General features: G+C 56.4%; 19 protein-coding genes. 17 read left to right on the top strand and 2 right to left on the bottom strand.

What is annotated here, in order from left to right; all coding sequences use genetic code 11:
* Positions 1-140: 140 nt before the first annotated feature.
* Positions 141-881: an SGNH/GDSL hydrolase family protein gene (locus HRQ60_RS10630; protein WP_216671547.1), complete on the bottom strand. Its 741-nt coding sequence runs from the start codon at positions 879-881 to the stop codon at positions 141-143.
* A gap of 256 nt (positions 882-1,137) precedes the next feature.
* Here HRQ60_RS10630 and HRQ60_RS10625 point away from each other — a divergent pair, with 256 nt between their 5' ends.
* From HRQ60_RS10625 to HRQ60_RS10540, 17 genes are all read left to right on the top strand, one after another.
* Positions 1,138-1,818 carry a Na-translocating system protein MpsC family protein gene (locus HRQ60_RS10625; protein ID WP_343044663.1) on the top strand — a complete coding sequence of 227 codons (681 nt, stop codon included), beginning with the start codon at positions 1,138-1,140 and terminating at the stop codon, positions 1,816-1,818.
* 112 nt (positions 1,819-1,930) lie between these two features.
* Positions 1,931-2,335: a response regulator gene (locus tag HRQ60_RS10620; RefSeq protein ID WP_172195792.1), complete on the top strand. Its 405-nt coding sequence runs from the start codon at positions 1,931-1,933 to the stop codon at positions 2,333-2,335.
* A gap of 149 nt (positions 2,336-2,484) precedes the next feature.
* A complete protein-coding gene (locus HRQ60_RS10615) occupies positions 2,485-3,156 on the top strand; it encodes a Na-translocating system protein MpsC family protein (protein ID WP_172195791.1) in 672 nt (223 codons plus the stop codon).
* Positions 3,157-3,295: 139 nt separating this feature from the next.
* On the top strand, positions 3,296-3,730 hold the full coding sequence (locus tag HRQ60_RS10610) for a response regulator (RefSeq protein ID WP_172195790.1): 435 nt from the start codon (positions 3,296-3,298) through the stop codon (positions 3,728-3,730).
* 51 nt (positions 3,731-3,781) lie between these two features.
* Entirely contained in the window at positions 3,782-4,831 is a 1,050-nt protein-coding gene (gene selD, locus HRQ60_RS10605; protein WP_172195789.1) for a selenide, water dikinase SelD, read from the top strand.
* A gap of 26 nt (positions 4,832-4,857) precedes the next feature.
* Positions 4,858-5,907, top strand: coding sequence for a tRNA 2-selenouridine(34) synthase MnmH (mnmH, locus tag HRQ60_RS10600; protein WP_172195788.1), 1,050 nt, complete (start codon positions 4,858-4,860; stop codon positions 5,905-5,907).
* Positions 5,908-6,390: 483 nt separating this feature from the next.
* Complete coding sequence (locus tag HRQ60_RS10595) at positions 6,391-7,029, top strand: deoxynucleoside kinase (protein WP_172195787.1); 639 nt, start codon at positions 6,391-6,393, stop codon at positions 7,027-7,029.
* 51 nt (positions 7,030-7,080) lie between these two features.
* Positions 7,081-7,758 carry a deoxynucleoside kinase gene (locus tag HRQ60_RS10590; protein WP_172195786.1) on the top strand — a complete coding sequence of 226 codons (678 nt, stop codon included), beginning with the start codon at positions 7,081-7,083 and terminating at the stop codon, positions 7,756-7,758.
* 24 nt (positions 7,759-7,782) lie between these two features.
* Positions 7,783-8,490: a hypothetical protein gene (locus HRQ60_RS10585; RefSeq protein WP_172195785.1), complete on the top strand. Its 708-nt coding sequence runs from the start codon at positions 7,783-7,785 to the stop codon at positions 8,488-8,490.
* A 128-nt stretch (positions 8,491-8,618) separates the two neighbouring features.
* On the top strand, positions 8,619-9,467 hold the full coding sequence (locus HRQ60_RS10580) for an undecaprenyl-diphosphate phosphatase (RefSeq protein WP_172195784.1): 849 nt from the start codon (positions 8,619-8,621) through the stop codon (positions 9,465-9,467).
* Between the two features lie 142 nt (positions 9,468-9,609).
* Positions 9,610-10,197 (top strand): hypothetical protein, encoded by a 588-nt coding sequence (locus HRQ60_RS10575; RefSeq protein ID WP_172195783.1) that lies wholly within the window; start codon positions 9,610-9,612, stop codon positions 10,195-10,197.
* Positions 10,198-10,433: 236 nt separating this feature from the next.
* Entirely contained in the window at positions 10,434-11,327 is an 894-nt protein-coding gene (locus HRQ60_RS10570) for a L,D-transpeptidase family protein (RefSeq protein WP_172195782.1), read from the top strand.
* A 216-nt stretch (positions 11,328-11,543) separates the two neighbouring features.
* Positions 11,544-12,302: a type I 3-dehydroquinate dehydratase gene (gene aroD, locus HRQ60_RS10565; RefSeq protein ID WP_172195781.1), complete on the top strand. Its 759-nt coding sequence runs from the start codon at positions 11,544-11,546 to the stop codon at positions 12,300-12,302.
* Positions 12,303-12,636: 334 nt separating this feature from the next.
* Entirely contained in the window at positions 12,637-13,215 is a 579-nt protein-coding gene (locus HRQ60_RS10560) for a hypothetical protein (protein WP_343044662.1), read from the top strand.
* A 484-nt stretch (positions 13,216-13,699) separates the two neighbouring features.
* Positions 13,700-14,551: a nucleotidyltransferase domain-containing protein gene (locus HRQ60_RS10555; RefSeq protein ID WP_172195780.1), complete on the top strand. Its 852-nt coding sequence runs from the start codon at positions 13,700-13,702 to the stop codon at positions 14,549-14,551.
* Positions 14,533-15,876 carry a class I SAM-dependent methyltransferase gene (locus tag HRQ60_RS10550; RefSeq protein WP_172195779.1) on the top strand — a complete coding sequence of 448 codons (1,344 nt, stop codon included), beginning with the start codon at positions 14,533-14,535 and terminating at the stop codon, positions 15,874-15,876. Before HRQ60_RS10555 ends, HRQ60_RS10550 begins: the two co-directional genes overlap by 19 nt.
* A gap of 4 nt (positions 15,877-15,880) precedes the next feature.
* Positions 15,881-18,634, top strand: a complete 2,754-nt coding sequence (locus HRQ60_RS10540) for an AAA family ATPase (protein ID WP_246281272.1) — start codon at positions 15,881-15,883, stop codon at positions 18,632-18,634.
* A 618-nt stretch (positions 18,635-19,252) separates the two neighbouring features.
* Here HRQ60_RS10540 and HRQ60_RS10535 read toward each other — a convergent pair.
* Positions 19,253-21,052 carry a DUF4127 family protein gene (locus HRQ60_RS10535; RefSeq protein WP_172195778.1) on the bottom strand — a complete coding sequence of 600 codons (1,800 nt, stop codon included), beginning with the start codon at positions 21,050-21,052 and terminating at the stop codon, positions 19,253-19,255.
* Between the last annotated feature and the right edge of the window lie 236 nt (positions 21,053-21,288).

The following is a 21,288-nucleotide window of genomic DNA, read 5'->3' as shown; positions in this document are numbered from 1 at the left end:
TTTGGATGAAAAGGCACGGATTCGCAACTTTTACCGAATTCGCACGCAAAAAAGCCGAAGTCCGGGATAAATCCCGTTCTTCGGCTCGCCAAGCAGGCCGCGCGGCCCGTAATTCTCACGGACTTGGGCGATCCGCTTCTTTAGCGTTCCTGCAGCAGATGCCCGTAATCCGTCCGCACAAAGTCCAGCACTTTGTCGCAAATCAGCCGGTGGCCTTCCTTGTTTGGATGGATGCCGTCCGAGCACAAAAACGTCGTAAAGTCCGGATGTTCGAGGAAAGCGCCGCGTACGTCGATCAGGCGGGTTCCCGTTTTCTCGGAAACTTTGAGGATCGTGGAGTTGTAGCGTTCCTGCCACCAATAGATCTTGGTCACGCTGCCGAGCCAGCGTAGAATATTGCGCTCGGCCTGCGGATCGTTTTTGCTGACCCATTTGAAATAGCTTTCCGCGTTCAGCGGAGGCAGCGTCATCAGGACCGGAGTGATCTGGAGACTTTTGAGATAGTCGATCGACTCGGTCAGCATGGTCTTGAATTCGTCGAATCCGGTCTTGGGCTTGTGATCCGCCTCCGGATCGAGAGCGATCTCGTCCCAGTTGAAGTCGCAGTCGTTGCCGCCATACTCGATCAGGACGAAGTTCGGACGCTCCCGGAGCGCATCGCGCTTGAGGCTGCCGACCCCCTTGAGCAGGGTGTTGCCGAATCTTGCGGTGTTGTGCACCGCGCCTTTGAGACTGCCCTGCAGCAGCGAGACATAGTTGTCTTTGAGAATGACGTATCGGCTCCGTGCCTCGTCGTAGACGACGCCTTTGGATATTGAATCTCCCGATACCAGGTACCGGATACTTTCCGTGCTCTGCGCCTGTATGCTTTCCCGATTCAATCCGTTCACCCCGCGATTTTTTGTGATCCGTTTCCGTCTTCCAGCTCTCTTTTCATTCTACTCCATAAACGATCTTCGCGAAACCGATAAGCTTTTCAGCAAGCATCGAATTTTCAATTTCCTAAATTTTGCTATCGCATATTGCAAGAAGTTACAGTATACTTGTTGGGAATGTTCATTATTCGGCTGCCTCAAAGGTCGTAGAGCCGATGTGTCCGAATCTTGGGCATATCTTCAAAAGCTGGGCCGGTGTTTGATGATGAATGAAAAAGAAACAATCAGCCTGGTGACGAGTTACGTCGGAAAGCTGTTGAGAACCCGTTTTGGCAAGGGCCCCGAATCAGTAAGTGCTTTTCTGTGCGAACGGTGCCTAGTGCTCCATTTGCGAAATTTTATGGGTCCGGTAGAGAAATTTCTGCTGACGCAGGAAGAAGAGAAGGCGTTCCGCTATACGCGCGAGCTGTTAATGGAATCGCTGCTGCCGGAACTCAAAGCTTTCCTACAGGAACACACAGGTTTGGATGTGTCCGAGTTCTATTACGATTGGGGCGTGCATAACGCTTCCGGCGTAATTGTCGGCATGTTCAATGCGGCTCCGGGTGCTCCCGAGGAATACCCGGGCAAAGAAGAGGTTCATGAACAGGTCGTCAAGGTGACGGCCGCCATTCAAAAAGTACCGGAGCATATTGACTCCTGGTGGGTCACTCCCAGAATGTTGGCAGTCTTTAGACAGGGTATAACCGTACTGCTGGAAAAGGAAATGGTCGAACTGGGTTATACGGAAGTCCTCAAAGCCACCAAGCGCCGTCTGGAAAAGCGCATGCTGGAACAGGATGCGAATGCGGGTGCCATTTTGAACAAAACGCTAACGGATCTGTACGCCGATTGGGATTTCGATCGCGATCGCAGCGTCGTCATTTACATATTCCAGGAATAAGAAACGAATAAAATCGGTAACGATTCAGACACTCATGGGATGCGCTGATCAATCGGGCCGAAGAAGAGGTATTGATACCTCTTCTTCGGCCTATTTTTTTTGGCGGGAAAGGATGGTCGAATTGCGGAGAGACACGACGGTACTGTACATTGAAGACGATCGTGCGAGTATGCTGCTGATGAGGCACATATTCAGAAAAAAGCTTCCGGGACTCACTCTCCTGGAAGCCAGCAGCGTGGAAGAAGGAATTGCGCTCGCGCAGCTTCACCAGCCGAACCTGATTCTCATGGATATTCAACTGCCCGATATGGACGGGTTCGAAGGGATAGGCAGTCTGCGTTCCGATTTGAAAACGGCATCGATTCCGGTATGGGCGGTCAGCGCAAGCGCGCTTGACGACGACGTGCAGCGGGGGTTGGAAGCGGGATTTCAGCGGTATTTGAAGAAGCCGCTGGGAATGGGACCGTTCGTTCGGCAGATCAAAGAGAGCCTGAATCTGGTGGACTGCGAAAAGTAAACCCCCAAGGCGTTTTTCGGATGTAAGGTCGATTATGACCCCTAACAGGCGTATACTGGATACGAATACTCGCCTTCGGTTGAATCGCCAGTATCCAGATTCCGGGCGCCGGGTATATCTCCGGGAAGTGAAGACGGGTAACTTGGATCATGAATCAAAAAGAAATGACAAGCTTGATTATGCGGTATGCAGGGAAAATGCTCAGGACTCATTTTGGCAAGGGGCCCGAAGTCTTGAGCGTTTCCCTGGATCACCGGAGCCTTGTGCTTCATATGAAGAAATTCACCACGCCGATCGAAGATGTGCTGCTCGCCAAAAAAGACGAGAAGACGTTCCGGTATACGCGGGAGCTGATGATGAAAGCTCTTGTGCCGGAGCTTGAGACATTCGTTCGCGAAGAACTGCATCTGAATCCGATGAGTTTGTATTACGATTGGAATCTTCGGAATTCGTCGGGAGTGATTGTAGTCCTGCTTGACATGAAGGCCGAGGCATACGAAGATTACGAGAACAAAGAAGGCGTTCATGAACAAATTGTCGAAGTGCTGACGAAGACTCAGGCCAAGCCGAGCACCATCGAGTCGTGGTGGGTCGATTCCAAGACGCTGCTCATTTTTCGAACGGGTATAGCCATACTTCTCGAAAAAGAGCTTAACGATCTGGGATATACGGACATCCTCAAAACGGTCAAACGTAAATTGGAAAAAGAAATGCTGTGGGAACAGGCGGGGATCGGAAGAGCGCTGCGCAGACCCATGACAGATCTATATATCGACTGGAACTTCGACCGCGACGACAGCGTGATTGTCTGCCGGTTCTGAAGCCGGAGGAACGGCGAAGAAACAGGTAAATATGACGGTAGCGATTCAGACATCCTGCGGATGAGCTGATCATTCGAGCCGAAGAAGAGGGTGCGCAGTCCGCACCTCTCTTCTTCGGCTTTTTTTGGAGGGAATCCTATTGAAGAAGACAATGTGGGAAATCTTGTACAGGGAAGACGATTATTATAACCTGCTGGCGATGCGCTACGCTTTTGAGAAGAAGCTTCCGCATCTCAAACTGCTGGAGTCCGTTACGGTTGAAGAAGGGATCGAGATTGCCCGGCGCCAGCGGCCCTGCCTCGTTCTGACCGACTTGAAATTTGCCGGCATGGACGGCTACCAGGGGCTGCAGGAACTGCGCCGGCTGCCCTTGACACGGGATATTCCGGTATGGGCGTTAAGCGCTTATCTGCCCGATAAATCAATGTGGTTAAGAGAACGGGCGGGATTCGACGAGTGCTTCGCCAAGCCGATCGAAATGAAAGTGTTCCTCAAACAGCTGGGAAGCTTTATCGGCGGTCTGTCTGCGCTGCGGGAGGACGCCCGAGCGCCGCGGCAGTCGGAAAAGTGGTAGAATAGGAAGCGAACAGCCGATAGCAAGCAGCGACAGAAAGGAAGATCTCTGATGTCCACACCCGAAAAAATCAAATTGACTTCGCTTTCCTCCAAAGGCGGCTGCGGCTGCAAGATCGGGCCGGCCGATCTGGCGCAGGTGCTGCGCAAGCTTCCGCCGCAGGCGGCAAATCCGAATCTGCTCGTCGGACTCGATACGAGCGACGATGCGGGGGTTTACCGGCTGACCGATGATCTGGCGCTCGTTCAGACGCTGGACTTCTTCACGCCGATCGTCGATGATCCGTACGATTTCGGCCAGGTAGCCGCGGCCAACGCGATCAGTGATATTTACGCGATGGGAGGGCGTCCTCTGACGGCGCTGAACATTGTCGCTTTTCCGATCCATACGCTCGAAAAGTCGGTCCTGACCGAGATTCTGCGCGGGGCGGGCGACAAGATGGCGGAAGCCGGCGTGACGCTTGTCGGCGGACACTCGATCGACGACAAAGAGCCGAAATTCGGCCTGGCCGTGACGGGAACCGTGCACCCGGACCGGATTCGGACGAATGCCGGAGCCAAAGCGGGGGACGTACTGATTCTGACCAAGCCGATCGGTGTAGGTATTCTGACCACATCGATCAAAAAAGATCTGCTGAGCGAAGAAGAAATCGCACGCGTTACTTCCGTCATGGCGACGCTGAACAAGACGGCCGCCGAGACGATGGAACCGTATGACGTCAACGCATGTACCGATGTAACGGGATTCGGTCTGCTTGGCCATGCGGTCGAGATGGCGAAAGGCAGCGGCATGGGGATCGTGATCCGCTCGACGGACGTCCCTCTGCTGCCTAGAGTACGCGAGCTGGCCGAGGGCGGTTCCGTGCCGGGCGGCACCCGCAATAATCACGATCACGTCCAGCCGGACGTTTCGTTCCCGGATGACATGGACCAGATCGGCCGATGGATCCTGTGCGATGCGGTCACGTCGGGCGGGCTGCTGATTGCCGCTCCGGGCGATCAGGCGGGCGAGCTGTTGGAACGCCTGCAAGCCGCCGGTGTCGAAGCTTCGTCGATCGGAAGTGTCACCTCCGAGAATCCCGGCCACATTACGGTGATCTAGCCGGTCCGACAAAGGAGAGAACCGATTTGTTTCAAGATATTACGATAGAAGAACTTCTTGTCAAACGCTCGAACGGCGAGATCGCGGCGATCGATGTCCGCTCTCCGTCCGAATACCGCAGCGCGTCCATACCGGGAAGCCTGAATATCCCGCTGTTCGATGATGTAGAGCGTGCGGAAGTCGGCACGCTCTATACACAGACAGGGGTCGAAGCGGCCAAAGAACGCGGTCTTCATATCGCTTCGGCCAAACTTCCGGAATTTGTCCGGCAGTTCAAAGAAATCGAAGGACCCAAAGCCGTATTCTGCTGGCGCGGCGGCATGCGCAGCCGGACGACCGCGACCGTGCTCGATTTGATGGGCATTCGCGTCTATCGGCTGAACGGCGGTTTCCGCGCTTATCGCAAATGGGTCGTGGCCCAGTTGGAGAACTTCGAGCTGAACGCGCAGGCGTATGTGCTGGGAGGAAATACCGGCAGCGGCAAGACGGCCGCCCTGCAGAAGCTTCAGGCAGAAGGATACCCGGTTGTCGATCTGGAAAGTATGGCGGGACACCGCGGTTCCGTATTTGGCGGAATCGGCGTTGAAGCCCGCAATCAGAAGACATTCGACGCTCTGCTGCTGGAACGGCTGATTGAGGTTGCCGACTCTCCCTACATCCTGCTCGAAGCCGAAAGCAAACGAATCGGCAGGATCGAAGTTCCTGCTTTTCTAATGAACAAAAAAGAAGAAGGCGTACAGATTCGCGTCGGTCTTCCCATGGAAGAGCGTGTCCGTCATATTCTCGAAGATTACCGACCCGAAGAGCATGCCGAAGCCTGCATGACGTCTTTTCTTCGGATCAAGGCCTATATTCACCAGCCGATTGCCGCCGAAATCCATCGCTTGATGGAAAGCGGCGAGTACGCCGATGCCGTACGGATGATGCTGGAATCGTATTACGATCCCAAATACGATTATTTCGCGGACGGCCTGGATCAGGAATCGGTACGGGAGATCCGTGCCGCTACGGTTGAAGAAGCCGTGCAGCAGATCAAAGACATCCTTGCGGCGGAAGGGGCAGCCGAACGTTCCTAGAGCTGCCTCCTCCGTGCATAGACTTTCTTTGCGCATGGAGAAGACCCTTCGGGGTCTTCAACGTGTTAAGAAAGTCTAATTTCAAATGAAGGGAGAAGGCGGAGGGAGAAATTCAGTGTAGGAACAATAGTGTTCGCCTTTGAAATCGAGAAAATTCCGCTAAAATTTAATCTTTTTCTCGATTTCAACACGCGACCTAAAGCCTTTCAAAGAAAGGCACATCGTAAGCATCCGCTAACGAATTTCTCCTGCAGCCGACGAGCTTCTCCTACGAATAGGACTTTCTCGACAGCCTGAAGACCCTTCTGGGTCTTTTTTGCATGCCGTGTTTTGGCGGACAAATTTCGGATTTGGTTATCCGGTTTTGCCCGATGCTGTGATACAATGGCTTACGCCGCGTCTTCGGGTTTGGGAACGCGACTTCTTTTATTTTTGTATTTTTGGACCAAAGCCGCATCAAGCGGCGGAAGCAGGAGGATTTACATGAACCAGATTCCTTTTATCGCGGTCGAAGGGCCGATCGGAGCGGGGAAGACGACGCTCGCTACCCTTTTGGCCGCGGAATTGAATATGCCTTTGCTCAAAGAAATCGTCGAAGAAAATCCGTTTATGGAAAGGTTCTATCAGAATCTGGACGAATGGAGTTTCCAGCTCGAGATGTTCTTCCTGTGCAACCGGTACAAACAGCTCGGCGACGCCGAAGCCCATTGGATCCGGCAGGGCAAACCGCTGGTGTCCGACTATCATATTTACAAAAACCTGATTTTCTCCGAACGGACCCTCAAAGGGCGCGAGCGCGAGAAATATCGAAAGATTTATCATGTGCTGACGGACGATCTGGTGAAGCCCGACGTGATCGTCTATATCAAAGCCAGCCTGGAGACGCTTCTGGCCCGTATTGCCAAAAGAGGACGTTCTTTCGAGCAGGATATGGACCGCGCCTATCTGGAGCAGCTGATTGAAGATTATGAGTCGGCGATGGCGTCGCTGGCCGTTACGGAGCCCGATACCGTCATTCTGACCATCGACGGCGACGCTACGGACTTCGTGGCCGATCCGGAACATTTCGCCGATATCGCCGCCCGCGTCAAAGCAAGCATTGCGCACAGAAACTTTAGCTGATCGACGTCCGCACGGACTATTTTATCGAACAAAAGGAGCCTGACCTGACTTATGACATCCCCATCCCTGTTTGCTATTCCTTCCGACGCCCTGATTACCGTAGCCGGAACGGTCGGTGTCGGCAAATCGACATTGACCGCGGCTCTCGCGGAGCGGCTCGGCTTCAAGACTTCGCTGGAAAAAGTCGACCATAACCCGTATCTCGAAAAGTTCTACCACGATTTCGAACGCTGGAGCTTCCATCTGCAAATCTACTTCCTGGCCGAGCGCTTCAAAGAGCAGAAAGCGATCTTCGAAGCGGGCGGCGGCTTTGTCCAGGATCGTTCGATTTATGAAGACACCGGTATTTTTGCCAAAATGCATGCCGATCAGGGCACGATGTCCGCAGTCGACTACGAAACGTACACCAGCTTGTTCGAAGCGATGGTGATGACACCGTACTTCCCGCATCCCGATGTGCTGGTCTATCTGGAAGGCAGCCTGCCGTCCATTCTGGGACGAATCAACGAGCGCGGCCGCGAGATGGAGATCCAGACCGAAGTCACCTATTGGGAAAAAATGCACGGCCGCTATGCCGACTGGATCGGCGGATTCGACGCTTGTCCGGTACTGCGCCTGAATATCGACGAGTACGATGTCAACGATCCGGCTTCGCTGGACCAGATTCTGGTCAAAGTCGGAGAAAAAATCGCGGAATCCCGCAGGGAGAAAGCGAATCTGAACGTCTAATAACGGAAGCGGAGGTGGCGGCGTATGAACCTGTTCCGAATGTCGCCGTCCGTCGGGGGAAGAAGCCGGCTGGACGACTTTCTGCGCGACTGCTTCGTCAGTATCGGGTACCCGGGGATCGGAAGTCTGGAAAACGCGGAAGCGGCGGAGGTTTCTAAGCGGCTTAATCGGGTGTATGGATATGAAGGGAACGAGCTGAAGTCGAGGCTTGGGAGCGTAGAGGCGTTCGTTCGGGACATGAACGACGGCGACTATGTTCTGCTTCCCTGCGGCGGACGGACCTGGCTGGGCGATCTGGGCGATTATTATTACCGCGACGATTACGACAGCAAGGAAGAAGCGACCTGCCACCGCCGCGGCGTGACCTGGCTGGGCGTGCTGCCCACCGCGGCGCTAAGCCCTGCGCTGCGCGAATTTGTGCGGGCAGCGGAATCCGGCCAGGCCGAAGACGGCGGGGTCGCACGCTTTGCGCTGCCGGCCGAGCAGGCCGGGCTAGAGGCGTTTGCCGCCCAGGCACCGGGCGGCATGCTGCCGGGATTCAAGCCGGAGGCGCTGCAAGCGCTGGAGCGCGAAAGCGAAGCTCCGCAGGCGGAAGCCTGCGGCAGCGCCGCTGCGCTCGTCGGCGAAGAGACGCTGCAGGAAGCAGTCGCCGTGCTGCGGGAGGCGCTGCACGGCGGCGATCCGCTGCTGCGCGTGCGTGCGGCCGAAGCCCTGCTCCGGTACGCAAAATAACGTATGGAGGCCGGGACTTGTCCCGGCCGCACTGCCGTGCATGCCAAGCGCTGGATTGCTCTGCCGCCGCCGTGCTAAAATTGGAAAGGCCTTTAACACGATAAAAGAAAGCGGAGAGGCGGGAGAAAGTGGATTGGGATTTATTTTCTTTGTTTAAGGCGCTGATCTTGGGGTTCGTCGAAGGGATGACCGAGTTTGCGCCGGTATCGTCGACCGGTCATATGATTATTGTCGACGACCTGTGGCTCAAATCCAAAGAGTTCCTCGGTTCCAAAGAAGTGGCGAATACCTTCAAAGTCGTGATTCAGTTGGGTTCGATTCTCGCGGTCGTCATCTTGTTCCGTGAAAAGTTCTATCAGCTGCTCGGGCTGCGCGGGCGGCATTCGGGTGCGCCTGCAGGCACGCCCAAGCTGAATCTGCTGCATGTGCTGATCGGTCTGCTGCCGGCGGCTGTTCTCGGACTGCTGTTCAACGATTATATCGATGAGCATTTGTTCTCGCTGAGAACGGTACTGGGCGCCTTGGTGGTCGGAGCGGTTCTTATGATCGTGGCGGATATCGTCATGCGCAATTCCAAACGCAGAGTGATCGAAAGCGTCGATGAGATTACATACGGAAAAGCCCTCTATATGGGATTGTTTCAATGCGTCTCGCTCTGGCCGGGCTTCTCGCGTTCCGGAGCTACGATCTCGGGCGGCGTGCTGGTCGGCATGAGCCACCGGGCTTCGGCCGATTTCACTTTCATTATGGCCGTTCCGATCATGCTGGGAGCAAGTCTGGTCTCGCTGCGTCACAGCTGGGAATATTTCACGCTGGATTCGCTGCCTTTCTTCATTGTAGGTTTCATCAGCGCGTTCGTGTTCGCCATGATCTCGATCCGCTTCTTCTTGAAGCTGATTAACCGGATCAAGCTGGTGCCGTTTGCGATTTACCGGATTGTGCTTGCGGCGATCATCTACTTCGTCTGGTTCTTCTAAGGGTCGGAAGGCGCATTTGTCTCCACCCCAAGCCCGCACGGCTTTGAAGCCGTACGGGCTTTTTGCTGCATTTTCCAGGCTGCAACCCCAAGGCACGGCAAACGTATACTCTATCATTCCCGCCCAAAAGGAGAGACCGTGCATGCCCATCGGACAACTCATGAAAAATCTGCTCAAAGGTCTCGTCTTCCTTTTTTATTTTCCGATCTATCTGATCCAGGTCGCCGGCGGCTGGCTGTGGAACCAAGTGCTGGACCCGGCTCTTTCCTGGCTGATGCTGCGGATTGTGCTGCCCGTTTGGTCCTGGATTTGGCGCTTTGTACTGGAGCCGCTGTGGACCTACCTGTTCCGTATTCCCGGACTTTGGCTGTGGGAGAAGCTGCTGCGGCCGTTTCTTCTGTTCTTGTGGTCGTATCTGGTGTATCCCTTTTTCTATTATGTGCTGTACCTTCCGCTGCGCTTGATCTGGATCTACGGGCTGCGCGGATTCTATAGGCACATCCTGCTCCCGGTGGTAAACGCGTGCCGAATCGCGGCCGCCTGGCTGGGGAGAGCTTTGGCGGCCCTCTGGCAGTTCCTTGTCCTGCGTCCTCTTCGCTGGCTGTGGCGCACCTTGATTGTCCGGCCGGCTTACTGGCTCTATCGGACGCTGCTGCACCCTCCGCTGGCCTGGTTCAGACGCGAAGTGCTGAAGCCGATTGCCGGATGGTTCAGGGAATGGTTCCGTTAAGAAAAGGGGCCGCGGCGGCAGAGGCAAAAGATACAGTTTTGTCTCTTTTGCACAAATCGATAGCACGCGGCTTGGTTTGGGGTAAAATAGAACGGCGATGTTCTTGAAAGTCCGTGTGAACGAGGCAAATTTTGTCGATTTGTGCAACTTATCTCGAATAATTCGCGTCTAAAGGAAAAGAGGCATCGATCTACAGCGTGTCCGAGGACACGACGCATCAGAAGGGGGAAAGACATATGAAGAATTTAAGAAAATGGACGGCCGCGCTTACGCTGCTGGCTTTGTTCATCGGAAGCTTCTCCTTCGCAGGAGCCGCTCAGGCTGCGGGAAGCGGAGAACAGCTGGTCATCATCAACAAAAAGACGAACCAATTGGCCTTTTTCGATAATGGGAAGTTGAATTCGACCTTCCCGGTGGCAACCGGAAAAACGAAAGACCTCACTCCGGAGGGTAAATTCGAGATCGTGAACAAAATCAAGAACCGCCCTTATTACAAGGACAATATCCCGGGCGGCGATCCGAAGAATCCGCTGGGCGACCGCTGGATCGGTCTTGAAGTCGGCAGCACGTACGGCACGACTTATGCGATCCACGGCAACAACAACGAGAACTCGATCGGCAAGTACGTAAGCGCCGGCTGTATCCGGATGCACACGGCCGATATCCACTGGCTGTTCGATCAGGTCAACAAAGGCACATACGCAGTCATCACCTCGTCGAGCCTGAGCTTCGAGCAGATCGCGGCCAACAACGGCTACGCCCTGAACGGCGACGGCAAGTTCACCGGCAGCGTGTTCGTTAACGGTAAACTCGAATCGATGAAGAACGATATCGTAACGCTGGATTCCCGTCTGTATATGCCGCTGCGCGAAGGCTTCCAAATGCTTGGCGGTACGGTGGACTGGAATGCCAAAACGATGACCGTCACAGCAAAAGTGGGCGGCAAAACGATCGTACACAAAGCCAAGAGCAAAACGGCAAAAGTGAACGGCAAAACGCTTAATATGACGGCTTCCCGCTTTGTCGGCAACAAACTGTACATCCCGCTGCGCGATGTATCCAAGCTGTCCGGCTACACGGTCAAATGGTACGGCACCGAAAACGTCGTATCGCTGATCGCGCCGAAGTAAGCAGGCCGCATGGGATTGCGAAGCTTCGACTTCCAAGACCAGCCGGTTTCGGTTTTACCGAAGCATTTAACCGCCTTTTCCCTTACGGGAAGAGGCGGTTTTGTTTGTGTGCAAAAAAGCGGGATAGAGCACAACTCTCACTGGCAATTAACGCGGATATGCGTTACCGTAATAGAAAGAACAACCGGACGGCCGGGTGAAAGGGGCAGAAGCAGCATGGATCGGATCGTGGAAGTCAGAGGGGTACGCCTGGGAGAAGGCCCCCCGAAAATTTGTGTGTCGATGACCGGAAAGAATCGGGAAGAGCTGCAGGAAGAAGCGAAACGTCTGCTTGCTCTTGATCTGGATATCGTGGAATGGCGGGTGGATTTCTTCGAAGCGTGTGACTCGGTCGAAGACGTACTGGATAGGCTTGCCGAACTGCGCGGTCTGTTGGGAGAGCTTCCGCTGATCTTCACTTTCCGAAGTCTGCGCGAAGGAGGACAGCGCGAGCTGCCGACGGAGGCCTATCTTCGGATGAACCGGGAAGCGGCGGCTTCGGGTCATGCCGATCTGATCGATATCGAATTGTTCACCGGAGACGAAGCGGTTCGGGAGATGACCCGCGAACTGCGTACGCTTGGCGTCTGCTCGATTGTGTCCAACCATGACTTCGACAAGACGCCGCCCAGAGAAGAGCTTGTGTCCCGGCTGCGGCGGGCGCGCGAACTGGGCGGGGATCTGCCGAAGATCGCGGTGATGCCCCATAATGCCGGCGATGTACTGGCGCTGCTGGAAGCGACGCATATCGTCGCTTCGGAAGGCACAGGACCGATTATCACGATGTCGATGGATCGGATCGGCGCGATCAGCCGGGTCGCAGGCGGGACGTTCGGTTCCGCGTTGACTTTCGGCGCGGCCCGGCAGGCGTCCGCCCCCGGGCAGTTGGCTGCGGCGGAACTGCGCGGCATTCTGTCGGCCCTATACGGCGAATAAGGCAGTCTGTCTCTGTATTCTTGTGAATCGCTATTTAGAGACGAACTCCGGATCTCTGCTGCTTTCTCTGCCAGCCCCAATCCCGCGCACCGCCGACTGTCGGCAGTGTGCGGGACTTGGCGTGCTTGAATGGAAGGGAGGGAAGGGCTCTCATTTGCTCGCTCTGTGTCTGAACAGCGCGTTTGGGCGTTGATCCAGTAAATTTAGATTGTTCAAAAAATAGATAAAACTTTGTGAAAAATATTACTTTATTACCTTAACCTTTGTGATATATTGAACAAATTAAAGAGAACTTATTCATAAGGGGAGAATTAAAAATGAAAAAGTAGTAAGCGTGGGTCTGGTATTGGGGATTGCTCTGTTGGCGGGATGCGGAAACAACGAAGAAGCCAAAACGGAAACACCGGCAGCGACCGAAACACCGGCTGCGGCAGAAACTCCGGCCAAAACGGAAACTCCAGCTAAAACCGAAACTCCAGCCGCAACCGATGCAGACACGACGGCTTCGATCGTGAACGACAACGATGCTTTCGTAAATGCAATCAGCGCCAAAGGCACATGGATCATCGCTGCGCTGAACGACCTGACGATCGATCAGGATCTGGTACTGGACGGACCTTTCGAAAATAAAGGCGAACCTGCCCGCAAAATCGCTCTGTACGCGCAGGACGCAGACCGCAATGTAACGGCCCGCTACACACTGACGGCTCCGAAACTGACAGTGAACAGCGAAAATGCACGTATTCAAGGCGGCACATTCAAAGGCGACGTGTACGTAACGGCCAACGGTTTCCAAGTGGTAGACGCGACCGTTGAAGGCAATCTGTACTTCTCGACTCAAGAACAACTGGACGCATTCAAACTTGAAGACGGTGCGAAAGTAACCGGCGAAACGGCTGTCAAAGCCGAATAGTCTTTTCCCAACCCGGCCGGTACCTCCCGACACCCGAAATCCCGAAGCTGGCAGCGTACGGATTTCGGTATTCCGCATCTTTGCGGCGTTCGCAGCGGTTAACGAACCTACATCACGTTATTTGATCAAAATCCGTGAAAAACGTCTCCATAACGGCCAATAAGGGTATGACGATTCGTTAGACGACCGATGCCGCACTCAAGGCGTTTCGGACTGCGTACATTGGCCTGCGCAATCAGCACGAATCAAGAAGCTTTCAACATGCGAAGTCCCGAACTTTTCACGGTTCGGGGCTTTTTGCCGTTGTCTCTAACGCTCGCCATACTTCCGCCCTTCCCCCAAACCTTCTTTTCCGGCAAAATGAGCCTTAACCAAGTGAAGCGCCCGGCCGCCATCCCGCCCACCGCGAAGCTATCCGGCCCGTCCCGCAGCCGTAACGCCCGGATCGCTGCGGAAGCCGCCGAATCCGAAGGAGGAGAACACCATGAAGCATCCCCGTGCTGCCGAAAACGCCGCTGCTGCACACATTTCGCCCCATATCGAGGCCGAGATCCAAGCCGAACTCTCCCGCATCGAAAGCGAGGAGAAAGTCCGCATTCTGTATGCCTGCGAGTCCGGCAGCCGGGCGTGGGGCTTTCCTTCGCAAGATAGCGACTACGATGTGCGCTTTCTGTACGTGCGCGAGCCCGACGAATACTTGTCGATTTTCGACCGCCGCGATGTAATCGAACGTCCGATCAGCGACCTGCTCGACGTGAACGGCTGGGATCTGCGCAAAGCGCTGCGGCTGTTCCGCAAAAGCAATCCGCCGCTGCTGGAATGGCTGCAATCGCCGATCGTGTACCGCGAGCTGCCGGAAGCGGCGGCGCAGATCCGCGATTTGGCCGGGCCGTCTTTTTCGCCCAAAGCCTGCACGTTCCACTACCTGCATATGGCCCGCGGCAATTACCGGGATTACCTGCAGGGCGGGGCCGTCCGCAGCAAAAAATATTTCTACGTGCTGCGTCCGCTGCTCGCCTGCGCCTGGATCGAACGGTACAACGAGCTGCCTCCGATGGCGTTCGACACCCTCAAGGATACGCTGCTTGCTCCCGGCGAACTGAAGACGGCGGTCGAGCAGCTGCTGGAACGCAAAAAAACCGGTATCGAACTGAAGGAAGAACCGCGGATTGAGGTTATTAATCAATATCTGGAAACACAGATCCACTACTATGAGCAGCAAGCCCCGCACCTGCCGGACTCCGGCGAATCGGTCGACGACCGGCTCGATCCGCTGTTTGTGTCCGTGCTGCGCGGCGCCTGGAAGGAGCAGCACCCATGGCCATCGTCCAACTGAGCTCGACGCATCCCGATTTCTCTTTTCTCATTCGCAAAAACCCGTCTACCGGCATGCTGATCCGTCCGATCCGCAAAGGGCTGGCCTATGGCTGGTACGGCGATCCGCAGACGTTCAACGTGTATTTCAAGGACGCCGACAACGAAGTTTCATACAAGCGCAGCGAACACGAAGAATTCGAATACCTCAACGTATCGCGCTACAACACGCCGCTTTTTCCGCTGAACGCGATCAACGAGTTTTTCTCGCATCCGCTCAAACCCGACGACCGCGACACGGAAGGGCATACGCATACGCTGTTCGTCAATATGGTGCATGTCGAGCGCGACCGGTACCTGGACTTTTTTGCCAAGCATTTTCCGGACATCAAGTTCGAAGCGGAGCTTCTGGCCCACAAAAGTTACAGCCTCAAGATGACAACCAACCGTAATCTCTACGTCCTGCTGCACGCCGCGAGCGTCCTGTTCCTGTTCTTGTCGATGTTCGGCAAAGAGTTTATCGACCTCAGCGAACCGGTGGTGGAAAAATACATCCGCAGCGTGAACATCATCGACGCGCCGTTCTATATCCGCAGCCTGTTCGTGCGCAATTTCCTCGGCTCGCGCGCGATGTTCCGCAAATACGCCGCCGAGCTGGAGCGCACCGATCGCTATGATATTCGGTTCGACTTCGGCGGCACGGCATTCCAGCGGCGCAGCGCGATCACGCAGCGGCTGGCGTTCGACAAATCGATTCTGGATATCGGCTGCGGCGAAGGGTTCTATGCGATTCCTTATGCCGCGCGGATCCAGGACGACTACAGCTATTACGCGATCGACGTGAACGCCGAAGTGCTGGAAGAAACGGTGCGCAAAGCGGAGAAAAAAGAGCTGGACAACCTGATCCCGTTCGCTTCGCTCGCGCAGTTTCTGGACTCGTACAACGGCGAGCAGGTCGACGTGATCCTCACGGAAGTGGTCGAGCATATGGGCACGGAGGAAGCGGCGGCGCTCGTACGTCTTATTTTGAAAAAAGTGAATTTCGACCGTTTCGTGATCACGACACCGAACGCCGACTTTAACGTCTTCTACGAACTTGAAGGCATGCGGCACGACGACCACGATTGGGAAATGCCGCAGACGGAGTTCCGGGCCTGGATCGGCGAACTTGCGGCCAAGCACGCGGTGCACGCGGAATGGCTGGAGATCGGCGACCGGGTCAACGGAATGACGACGACGCAGGGCGTGTTGTTCACGCGGCAGTCCGAGATCGATACATTAACGGAAAAATCAATGGAAAAAGCGACGGAAAAAGGAGGGGCGGCAGATGAACGAATTCATGCCTAAAACGCTGGAAATCCGCACGAAAGTCCATACCATCCTCATGCTGATCGGACCGACCGAATGCGGCAAGACGACGTTCGCCGAACGCGTGCTGCTGCCGAAGCTCAAGCTGGACACCCCCGAGCGCGGCCTGCACGGCAACGTGCAGCTGCTGTCGTCCGACCGGATTCGGCAGGAGATGCTCGGCTATGAGTACGACAAATACGACTCGGTCATGCTGGAAGCGAGCGAGCAGACGTTTGCGCTGCTGTTCGAGCGGCTGAAGCTTGCGACGACATTTCCGATCAACGCGGAATTCGTGATTGTCGATACGACCGGTTTGTCCGAAGATTTTCGCCAGCAGGTGCGGGCGATCGCCGAGGAGAACCATTACAACGTTGAAGCGGTCGTGTTCGATTACCGCAAACGCAGCGATTATTACGCGTCGGAGCGCTCGAAGAGGCTGATCTCGACCCATATCAACCGGCTCAAAAAAGACGTGCTGCCGGCGCTGGCGAGAGAAGGCTACGACGCGGTGCACCGGGTCAAAGCGAAAGACTTTGGTCTTGGCGGATCGGCAGGTCCGGCAGCGGCGACAGGGGCGGGGACGGTGGAGACGGCAGAGGCGACAGAGGCGGCAGAGGCGACAGGGGCGGCTGGGACGACAGGGGCTGTAGGGATTTCGGGGAGCGCAGGAGAAGCTGGGTCGGCTTCTTCGGAAGTATCCTCTTCTTCGGAAGAGTCGACCGGGTATACCGTCGTCGTCGAGAATCAGGAGTCCTACGTCGGCTGCATCCTGCCGCAGGGCCGCGGCTCGATCGTGATCGGCGACGTGCACGAGAGCGTGGATGCGCTTCGGGGACTGCTGCTCGATTACGGCTGCACGTTCGAAGACGGACAGCTGATCCTGCCGGAGAAGCTGGCGGATACGGACTTTATTCTGGCCGGCGACTGGATCGACAAAGGCAAACGGACACGCGAGACGATCGAGTTCCTGCATGCGAACCGCAAGCATTTTCTGCTGGTCAAAGGCAACCACGAGAACTTCGTGTACAAATATCTGCGCGGCGAAATTTCCGGCGTGGACGGCGAACTGCTCGACAGCTACTTCGATTCGATCCCGGTTCTGGAAGAAGACGGAGCGCTGCGCGCCAAGTTCGACGAGCTGGTCGAAGCTTCGCGGCCGTTCTATCGCCGGATCGGCGTCGGCGAAGGGCAGCCGTCCTTCTACGTCACGCACGCGCCGTGCGAGAACAAATACATCGGCAAGCTCGGCGCCTATGCGCAGCGCCATCAGCGCACGTTCCGGCTGCGCCCCGACCTGCCGAAGGAAGAACAGCTGGCGTTCCTCCGGCGGGACGCCGTCGGCAACCACCCGTATCACCTGTTCGGCCACGTCGCCGCGAAGCAGGCGTTCCGGCTCAAGAACAAGCTGCACCTCGATACCGGCGCGGTGCACGGCAATCTGCTGACTTCGGTCAGCATGGGCTACAAGCCGTTCTTCAGATCGCACAAAGCCGCGAACGCCGCGATTTCGGAAGAACTGCACACGCTGTTCGTGCATCAACGCCGCATTCAGCCTCGCGAGCTGAGCGATGAAGACCTGCGCCGCCTGCGCTATATCTCGCGCCACAAGATCAACTTCGTCTCCGGCACGATGTCGCCGTCCGACAAAGACCTGGGCGCCGGCGAACTGGAATCGCTGCGGCGCGGGCTGGATTATTTCCGCGGCCACGGCGTCCGCGAAGTGGTGCTCCAGCCCAAATACATGGGCTCGCGCTGCAATCTGTATCTGCATCGCTCGCCGGAAGAGAGCTTCGCCGTCAGCCGCAACGGCTACAAGATCAAGAGCGTGGATCTGACGCAGATCCACGCGGCGCTGATCGAACGCTTCGGCTCCTATATGGAGGAGCACGGGATACGGATGCTGATCCTCGACGGCGAATTGATGCCGTGGCACGCGCTCGGCGAAGGACTGATCGAGCGGCAGTTCCGCCCGATCGGCGAAGCGCTGAAGAGCGAACTGTCTTTCCTGCGCGAGCAGGGCTTCGAGCAGGCGCTGGACCGCCTGACTTCGGACTACGAAGAAAGCGGATTCGGCGTCGACCGCATCCATTCGTCCAAAGCGAAGCTGAATGAGAAATACGGCAGCGGTACGTACCAGACGTACAAATACGTGCATGACATCCGCCAGGCGCGCATGCCGCTGGACGTCCATGAAGAAGCGCGCGCCGTCTACGAGCGCCAGCTCGGGCTGTACGCGCAGGCGGGCGAAGCGGCTTACAAGCCGTTCGGCCTGCTCAAGATCGTGTACGCCGACGGCCGCGAAGAACTGCCGGGCTTGACGCGCAAGCAGTCCGACCTGTACGCGTTCCTGTCGGACGACAGCCTGCTGACGCTCGATCTGGCGGCAGACGATGCTTACGAACGGGCCTCAGCCTTTTTCAATGAGCTGACGTCCGAGCGCGGCATGGAAGGCGTCGTCATCAAGCCGGAGCTTCCGCAAGGCGGCGTCGCGCCGAACATGAAAGTGCGCAACGCCGATTACCTGAGCATCGTGTACGGCTACGATTACCGCTTCCCGCACAAATACGCCAAGCTGATCAAGCAGAAAAGCATCCAGCGCAAGCTGCGCACCTCGATCGAGGAGCACCGCCTCGGCCTGCGCATGCTGTCCGTCCCGATCGACGATATCTCGCCCGAGCACGCGGAATACCGCGAAGCCGCTTCGGACCTGCTGTTCGAAGTGGCGGGGGAGAAAGAGATCGATCCGCGGCTGTAGAGTCGGAATTAACGGCAGAAGGACACTTATTTTGGCTAAAAAGCCGCCGGGATCACAAATAATTGCGCAGAGGCAGTTATTTTGCGGAAAACAGGAGTTTTCGGCGGCAGATCGTGGAAATAGCTGTCCCCACGCCGTTATTTCGCGCAGAGAGGACAGTGGGAGGGAAATAGCTGTCCCCACGCCGTTATTTCGCGTAGCGAAGACAGGTGAATGGAAATAACGGTCCTTACGCTGTTATTTTGCTCTGGCGCGGACGGTCGCAGGAAGAGGGCCGTTCTCGCGCCGCCCCGTTCCCGATCCTCTTCTCCAGCAAAAAAGCCGAAACAAAAAACCTCGAATCCCGCAGCGGGATTCGAGGTTTTGATTTGTCCGATTCCGAAGCTTTCCGCGCGGCGCGGCTTGCCGACTGCCGCAGCCTGCCGGTAGGCGAGAAGCTTGCCCTGCCGCGAAAGCCCGTCCTATCGGCAAGCCCGCCCCATCACAAAGCCTGCGTTCGTACTTATCGCCAAGCCCGCTTCATCGCGCAGCCTGCTTCCGTACGAATGGCTTAGCCCAACGCCGCTTCAAAATTGCATCCAGCCCTGTTGAGCTATCCATCCGCTTCCGCGTCAGGTTTTACTCGCAGGCTCCCTGCGAGGTCCGTTCCAGATCGATCTCGGGATTCAGCGTGATCTCGAACGCGCGCCACCAGATGAAGTTCGGGTTGGTCTCCGGCAGCAGCGCGGCGGCGTACTGCGCGTAGCGCCAGTCGCGGGAGTTCGGGCCTGCTTCGCCTTCGGGAACGCCGAAGCGGCGAATGGCGCAGGCCGGGGAACTTGTGCCGATCCCAAAAGCCGGCATGGCGGCAAGTTCCTGCGTGCGCGTCTGCATGTCGGTACGCAGCAGCTGCGTCAGGAAGTCGTAATCTTCCGGCGTGTTGAAGATCCGCATATTCTGGTCGGCGGTCACGTTTGTGTACGGCGTGCGGGCGCGAGATTCGGTGCGGATGACGCCGATCTCAAGCGATTTGTACAAATAGTCTTTGAGGAAACGCTTGAACAGCAGCGAGCCGTGCGCGTCGAGCGCGAGGCCGAGCGGACGCTCCTGGGTTTCCCGGCGAAGGAAAAAGAAGCGGGACAGCGCCATGCCAAGCGACATGCCGATCTTGTTGCCGGCCGTGTTCCAGGCGCTGTAGCCCAGCAGACTGCCGACTGCCGGCGAATTCAGCAGCACCGGCGTTACGACGAGACCCGCCGAGCCGCCCCGCGTGAAATCGACGACAAGCGTCGGGATCTGCGCGGCGCGGTTGGCTTCGATATGCGCGACGGCTTCGCCAATGACGTCTTCGCCGGTCAATGCGACCAGTTCCAGCTCGAACGGCGTATCCGCCGCTTCGACCGGCGGCGCGATCGGCGAACGTCCGTCACTGACGTAGGTGCCGCCCGCGATATCGATATGCCGCAGGATGTTCTGGTGTACGTCCATATACTCGTACGGATTGACGATTTCGGCTCCGTCCCGGCCGAAGTAGCGAACCGCTACAACCGGCTTTGCGGGCGTGGTCGTATCCGCGTGCAGACGGGCGGCCATCCGGGCCATCAGGACATGGCCCAAGCCGTCGGCATCGGGCAGAATGACGGCGCGTTCGGGATTCTGTCCGCCGCTGCCGCCGAGCCATTCGTCGATGCGCGCTTCGATCCAGTCGATTTCGTTTGCCTGCACGCCCTGAGTCGAAGCGTCGTCCACGCCGATTGCGGCAAAGTCGATACCGGCATCCCGAAGGAGCGTCTCCAGCACCCGGCGGTTCGTCTTGAATTTGTGGCGGCGCGCATTGTAATACCGCTCCTTGTTCAGATGGACGGTCTCTTCGTACGGGGTCCCGTCCGGTTTCAAATCATAGCCGCTCAGGATCGCATCGAATTCGGTCTGCGCAAGCCGCGGCTTCATCGTCAAGGCCCGGGATTCGTTGTACACTTCGATGCTGAGTCCTTCGGCCATCGTCGTGGTTGCCAGCCGCATGACCGTATCGAGCAGGAAGACCGGCTTGTCGGGATAATCGCGCTTCAGCCCGGCGACCGTGCCCAGCAGACCGTCGACGGCCGGATCGTAATTCGGATAGTCGCCGCCGGCATCGTCGCGCAGGCGACGGCTGCCGATCAGCCCGCCGTAGACCAGCATATCGGTCGAGATAATGAAGCCGTCGGCTTCCGCGGCATGCTGCTGCAAGAACTGCTGCACACCGGCCGGGTCGCCGTATACCGCGCCGCTCGTTCCGACCACTTCGGTGCCTTCGATCTCGCCCGTATCGTCCATACGGTTGCGAATAACAGACGCTTCCGGCGTCAGAACCTGCAGCCCCGCCGCTTTTCCCTGCAGAATCACATCGTCGAGATTGGCCGGACGGTCGTCCAAAGGTACATATACCACTTTTTTCATCGTAATCGCTCCTTGTTGTTCGATTCGGCTCCGCCGCCCGCTGGCGGCGATTACCGTCTTCATTACAGAAGGAGGGAATTCGGCTCCTTTTACAACCGGTTGTCCAAAAAAATAAAAAACCCCTCTATCGATGTATGTTCCGTTTCGTTAAACGTTGTGCCTTTTCCGGGAAATGGTTCTATCCAAAAGGCAAAGTTTATAATATAGATAATAGGAACATTTGTTCTTATCCGACT

The organism is Saccharibacillus qingshengii (genome assembly GCF_013185195.1).
GTDB lineage: Bacteria > Bacillota > Bacilli > Paenibacillales > Paenibacillaceae > Saccharibacillus > Saccharibacillus qingshengii.
The sequence above is the reverse complement of the archived record's forward strand: the minus strand, read 5'-3'. Positions and strand labels throughout refer to the sequence as shown.

Excerpts from the sequence above, each read along its gene's own strand:
- HRQ60_RS10625 (WP_343044663.1), top strand. The coding sequence starts at position 1,138 with ATGATGAATGAAAAAGAAACAATCAGCCTGGTGACGAGTTACGTCGGA.
- HRQ60_RS10620 (WP_172195792.1), top strand. The coding sequence starts at position 1,931 with ATGGTCGAATTGCGGAGAGACACGACGGTACTGTACATTGAAGACGAT.
- HRQ60_RS10615 (WP_172195791.1), top strand. The coding sequence starts at position 2,485 with ATGAATCAAAAAGAAATGACAAGCTTGATTATGCGGTATGCAGGGAAA.
- selD (WP_172195789.1), top strand. The coding sequence starts at position 3,782 with ATGTCCACACCCGAAAAAATCAAATTGACTTCGCTTTCCTCCAAAGGC.
- HRQ60_RS10595 (WP_172195787.1), top strand. The coding sequence starts at position 6,391 with ATGAACCAGATTCCTTTTATCGCGGTCGAAGGGCCGATCGGAGCGGGG.
- HRQ60_RS10590 (WP_172195786.1), top strand. The coding sequence starts at position 7,081 with ATGACATCCCCATCCCTGTTTGCTATTCCTTCCGACGCCCTGATTACC.
- HRQ60_RS10585 (WP_172195785.1), top strand. The coding sequence starts at position 7,783 with ATGAACCTGTTCCGAATGTCGCCGTCCGTCGGGGGAAGAAGCCGGCTG.
- HRQ60_RS10575 (WP_172195783.1), top strand. The coding sequence starts at position 9,610 with ATGCCCATCGGACAACTCATGAAAAATCTGCTCAAAGGTCTCGTCTTC.
- HRQ60_RS10570 (WP_172195782.1), top strand. The coding sequence starts at position 10,434 with ATGAAGAATTTAAGAAAATGGACGGCCGCGCTTACGCTGCTGGCTTTG.
- aroD (WP_172195781.1), top strand. The coding sequence starts at position 11,544 with ATGGATCGGATCGTGGAAGTCAGAGGGGTACGCCTGGGAGAAGGCCCC.
- HRQ60_RS10555 (WP_172195780.1), top strand. The coding sequence starts at position 13,700 with ATGAAGCATCCCCGTGCTGCCGAAAACGCCGCTGCTGCACACATTTCG.
- HRQ60_RS10550 (WP_172195779.1), top strand. The coding sequence starts at position 14,533 with ATGGCCATCGTCCAACTGAGCTCGACGCATCCCGATTTCTCTTTTCTC.
- HRQ60_RS10535 (WP_172195778.1), bottom strand. The coding sequence starts at position 21,052 with ATGAAAAAAGTGGTATATGTACCTTTGGACGACCGTCCGGCCAATCTC.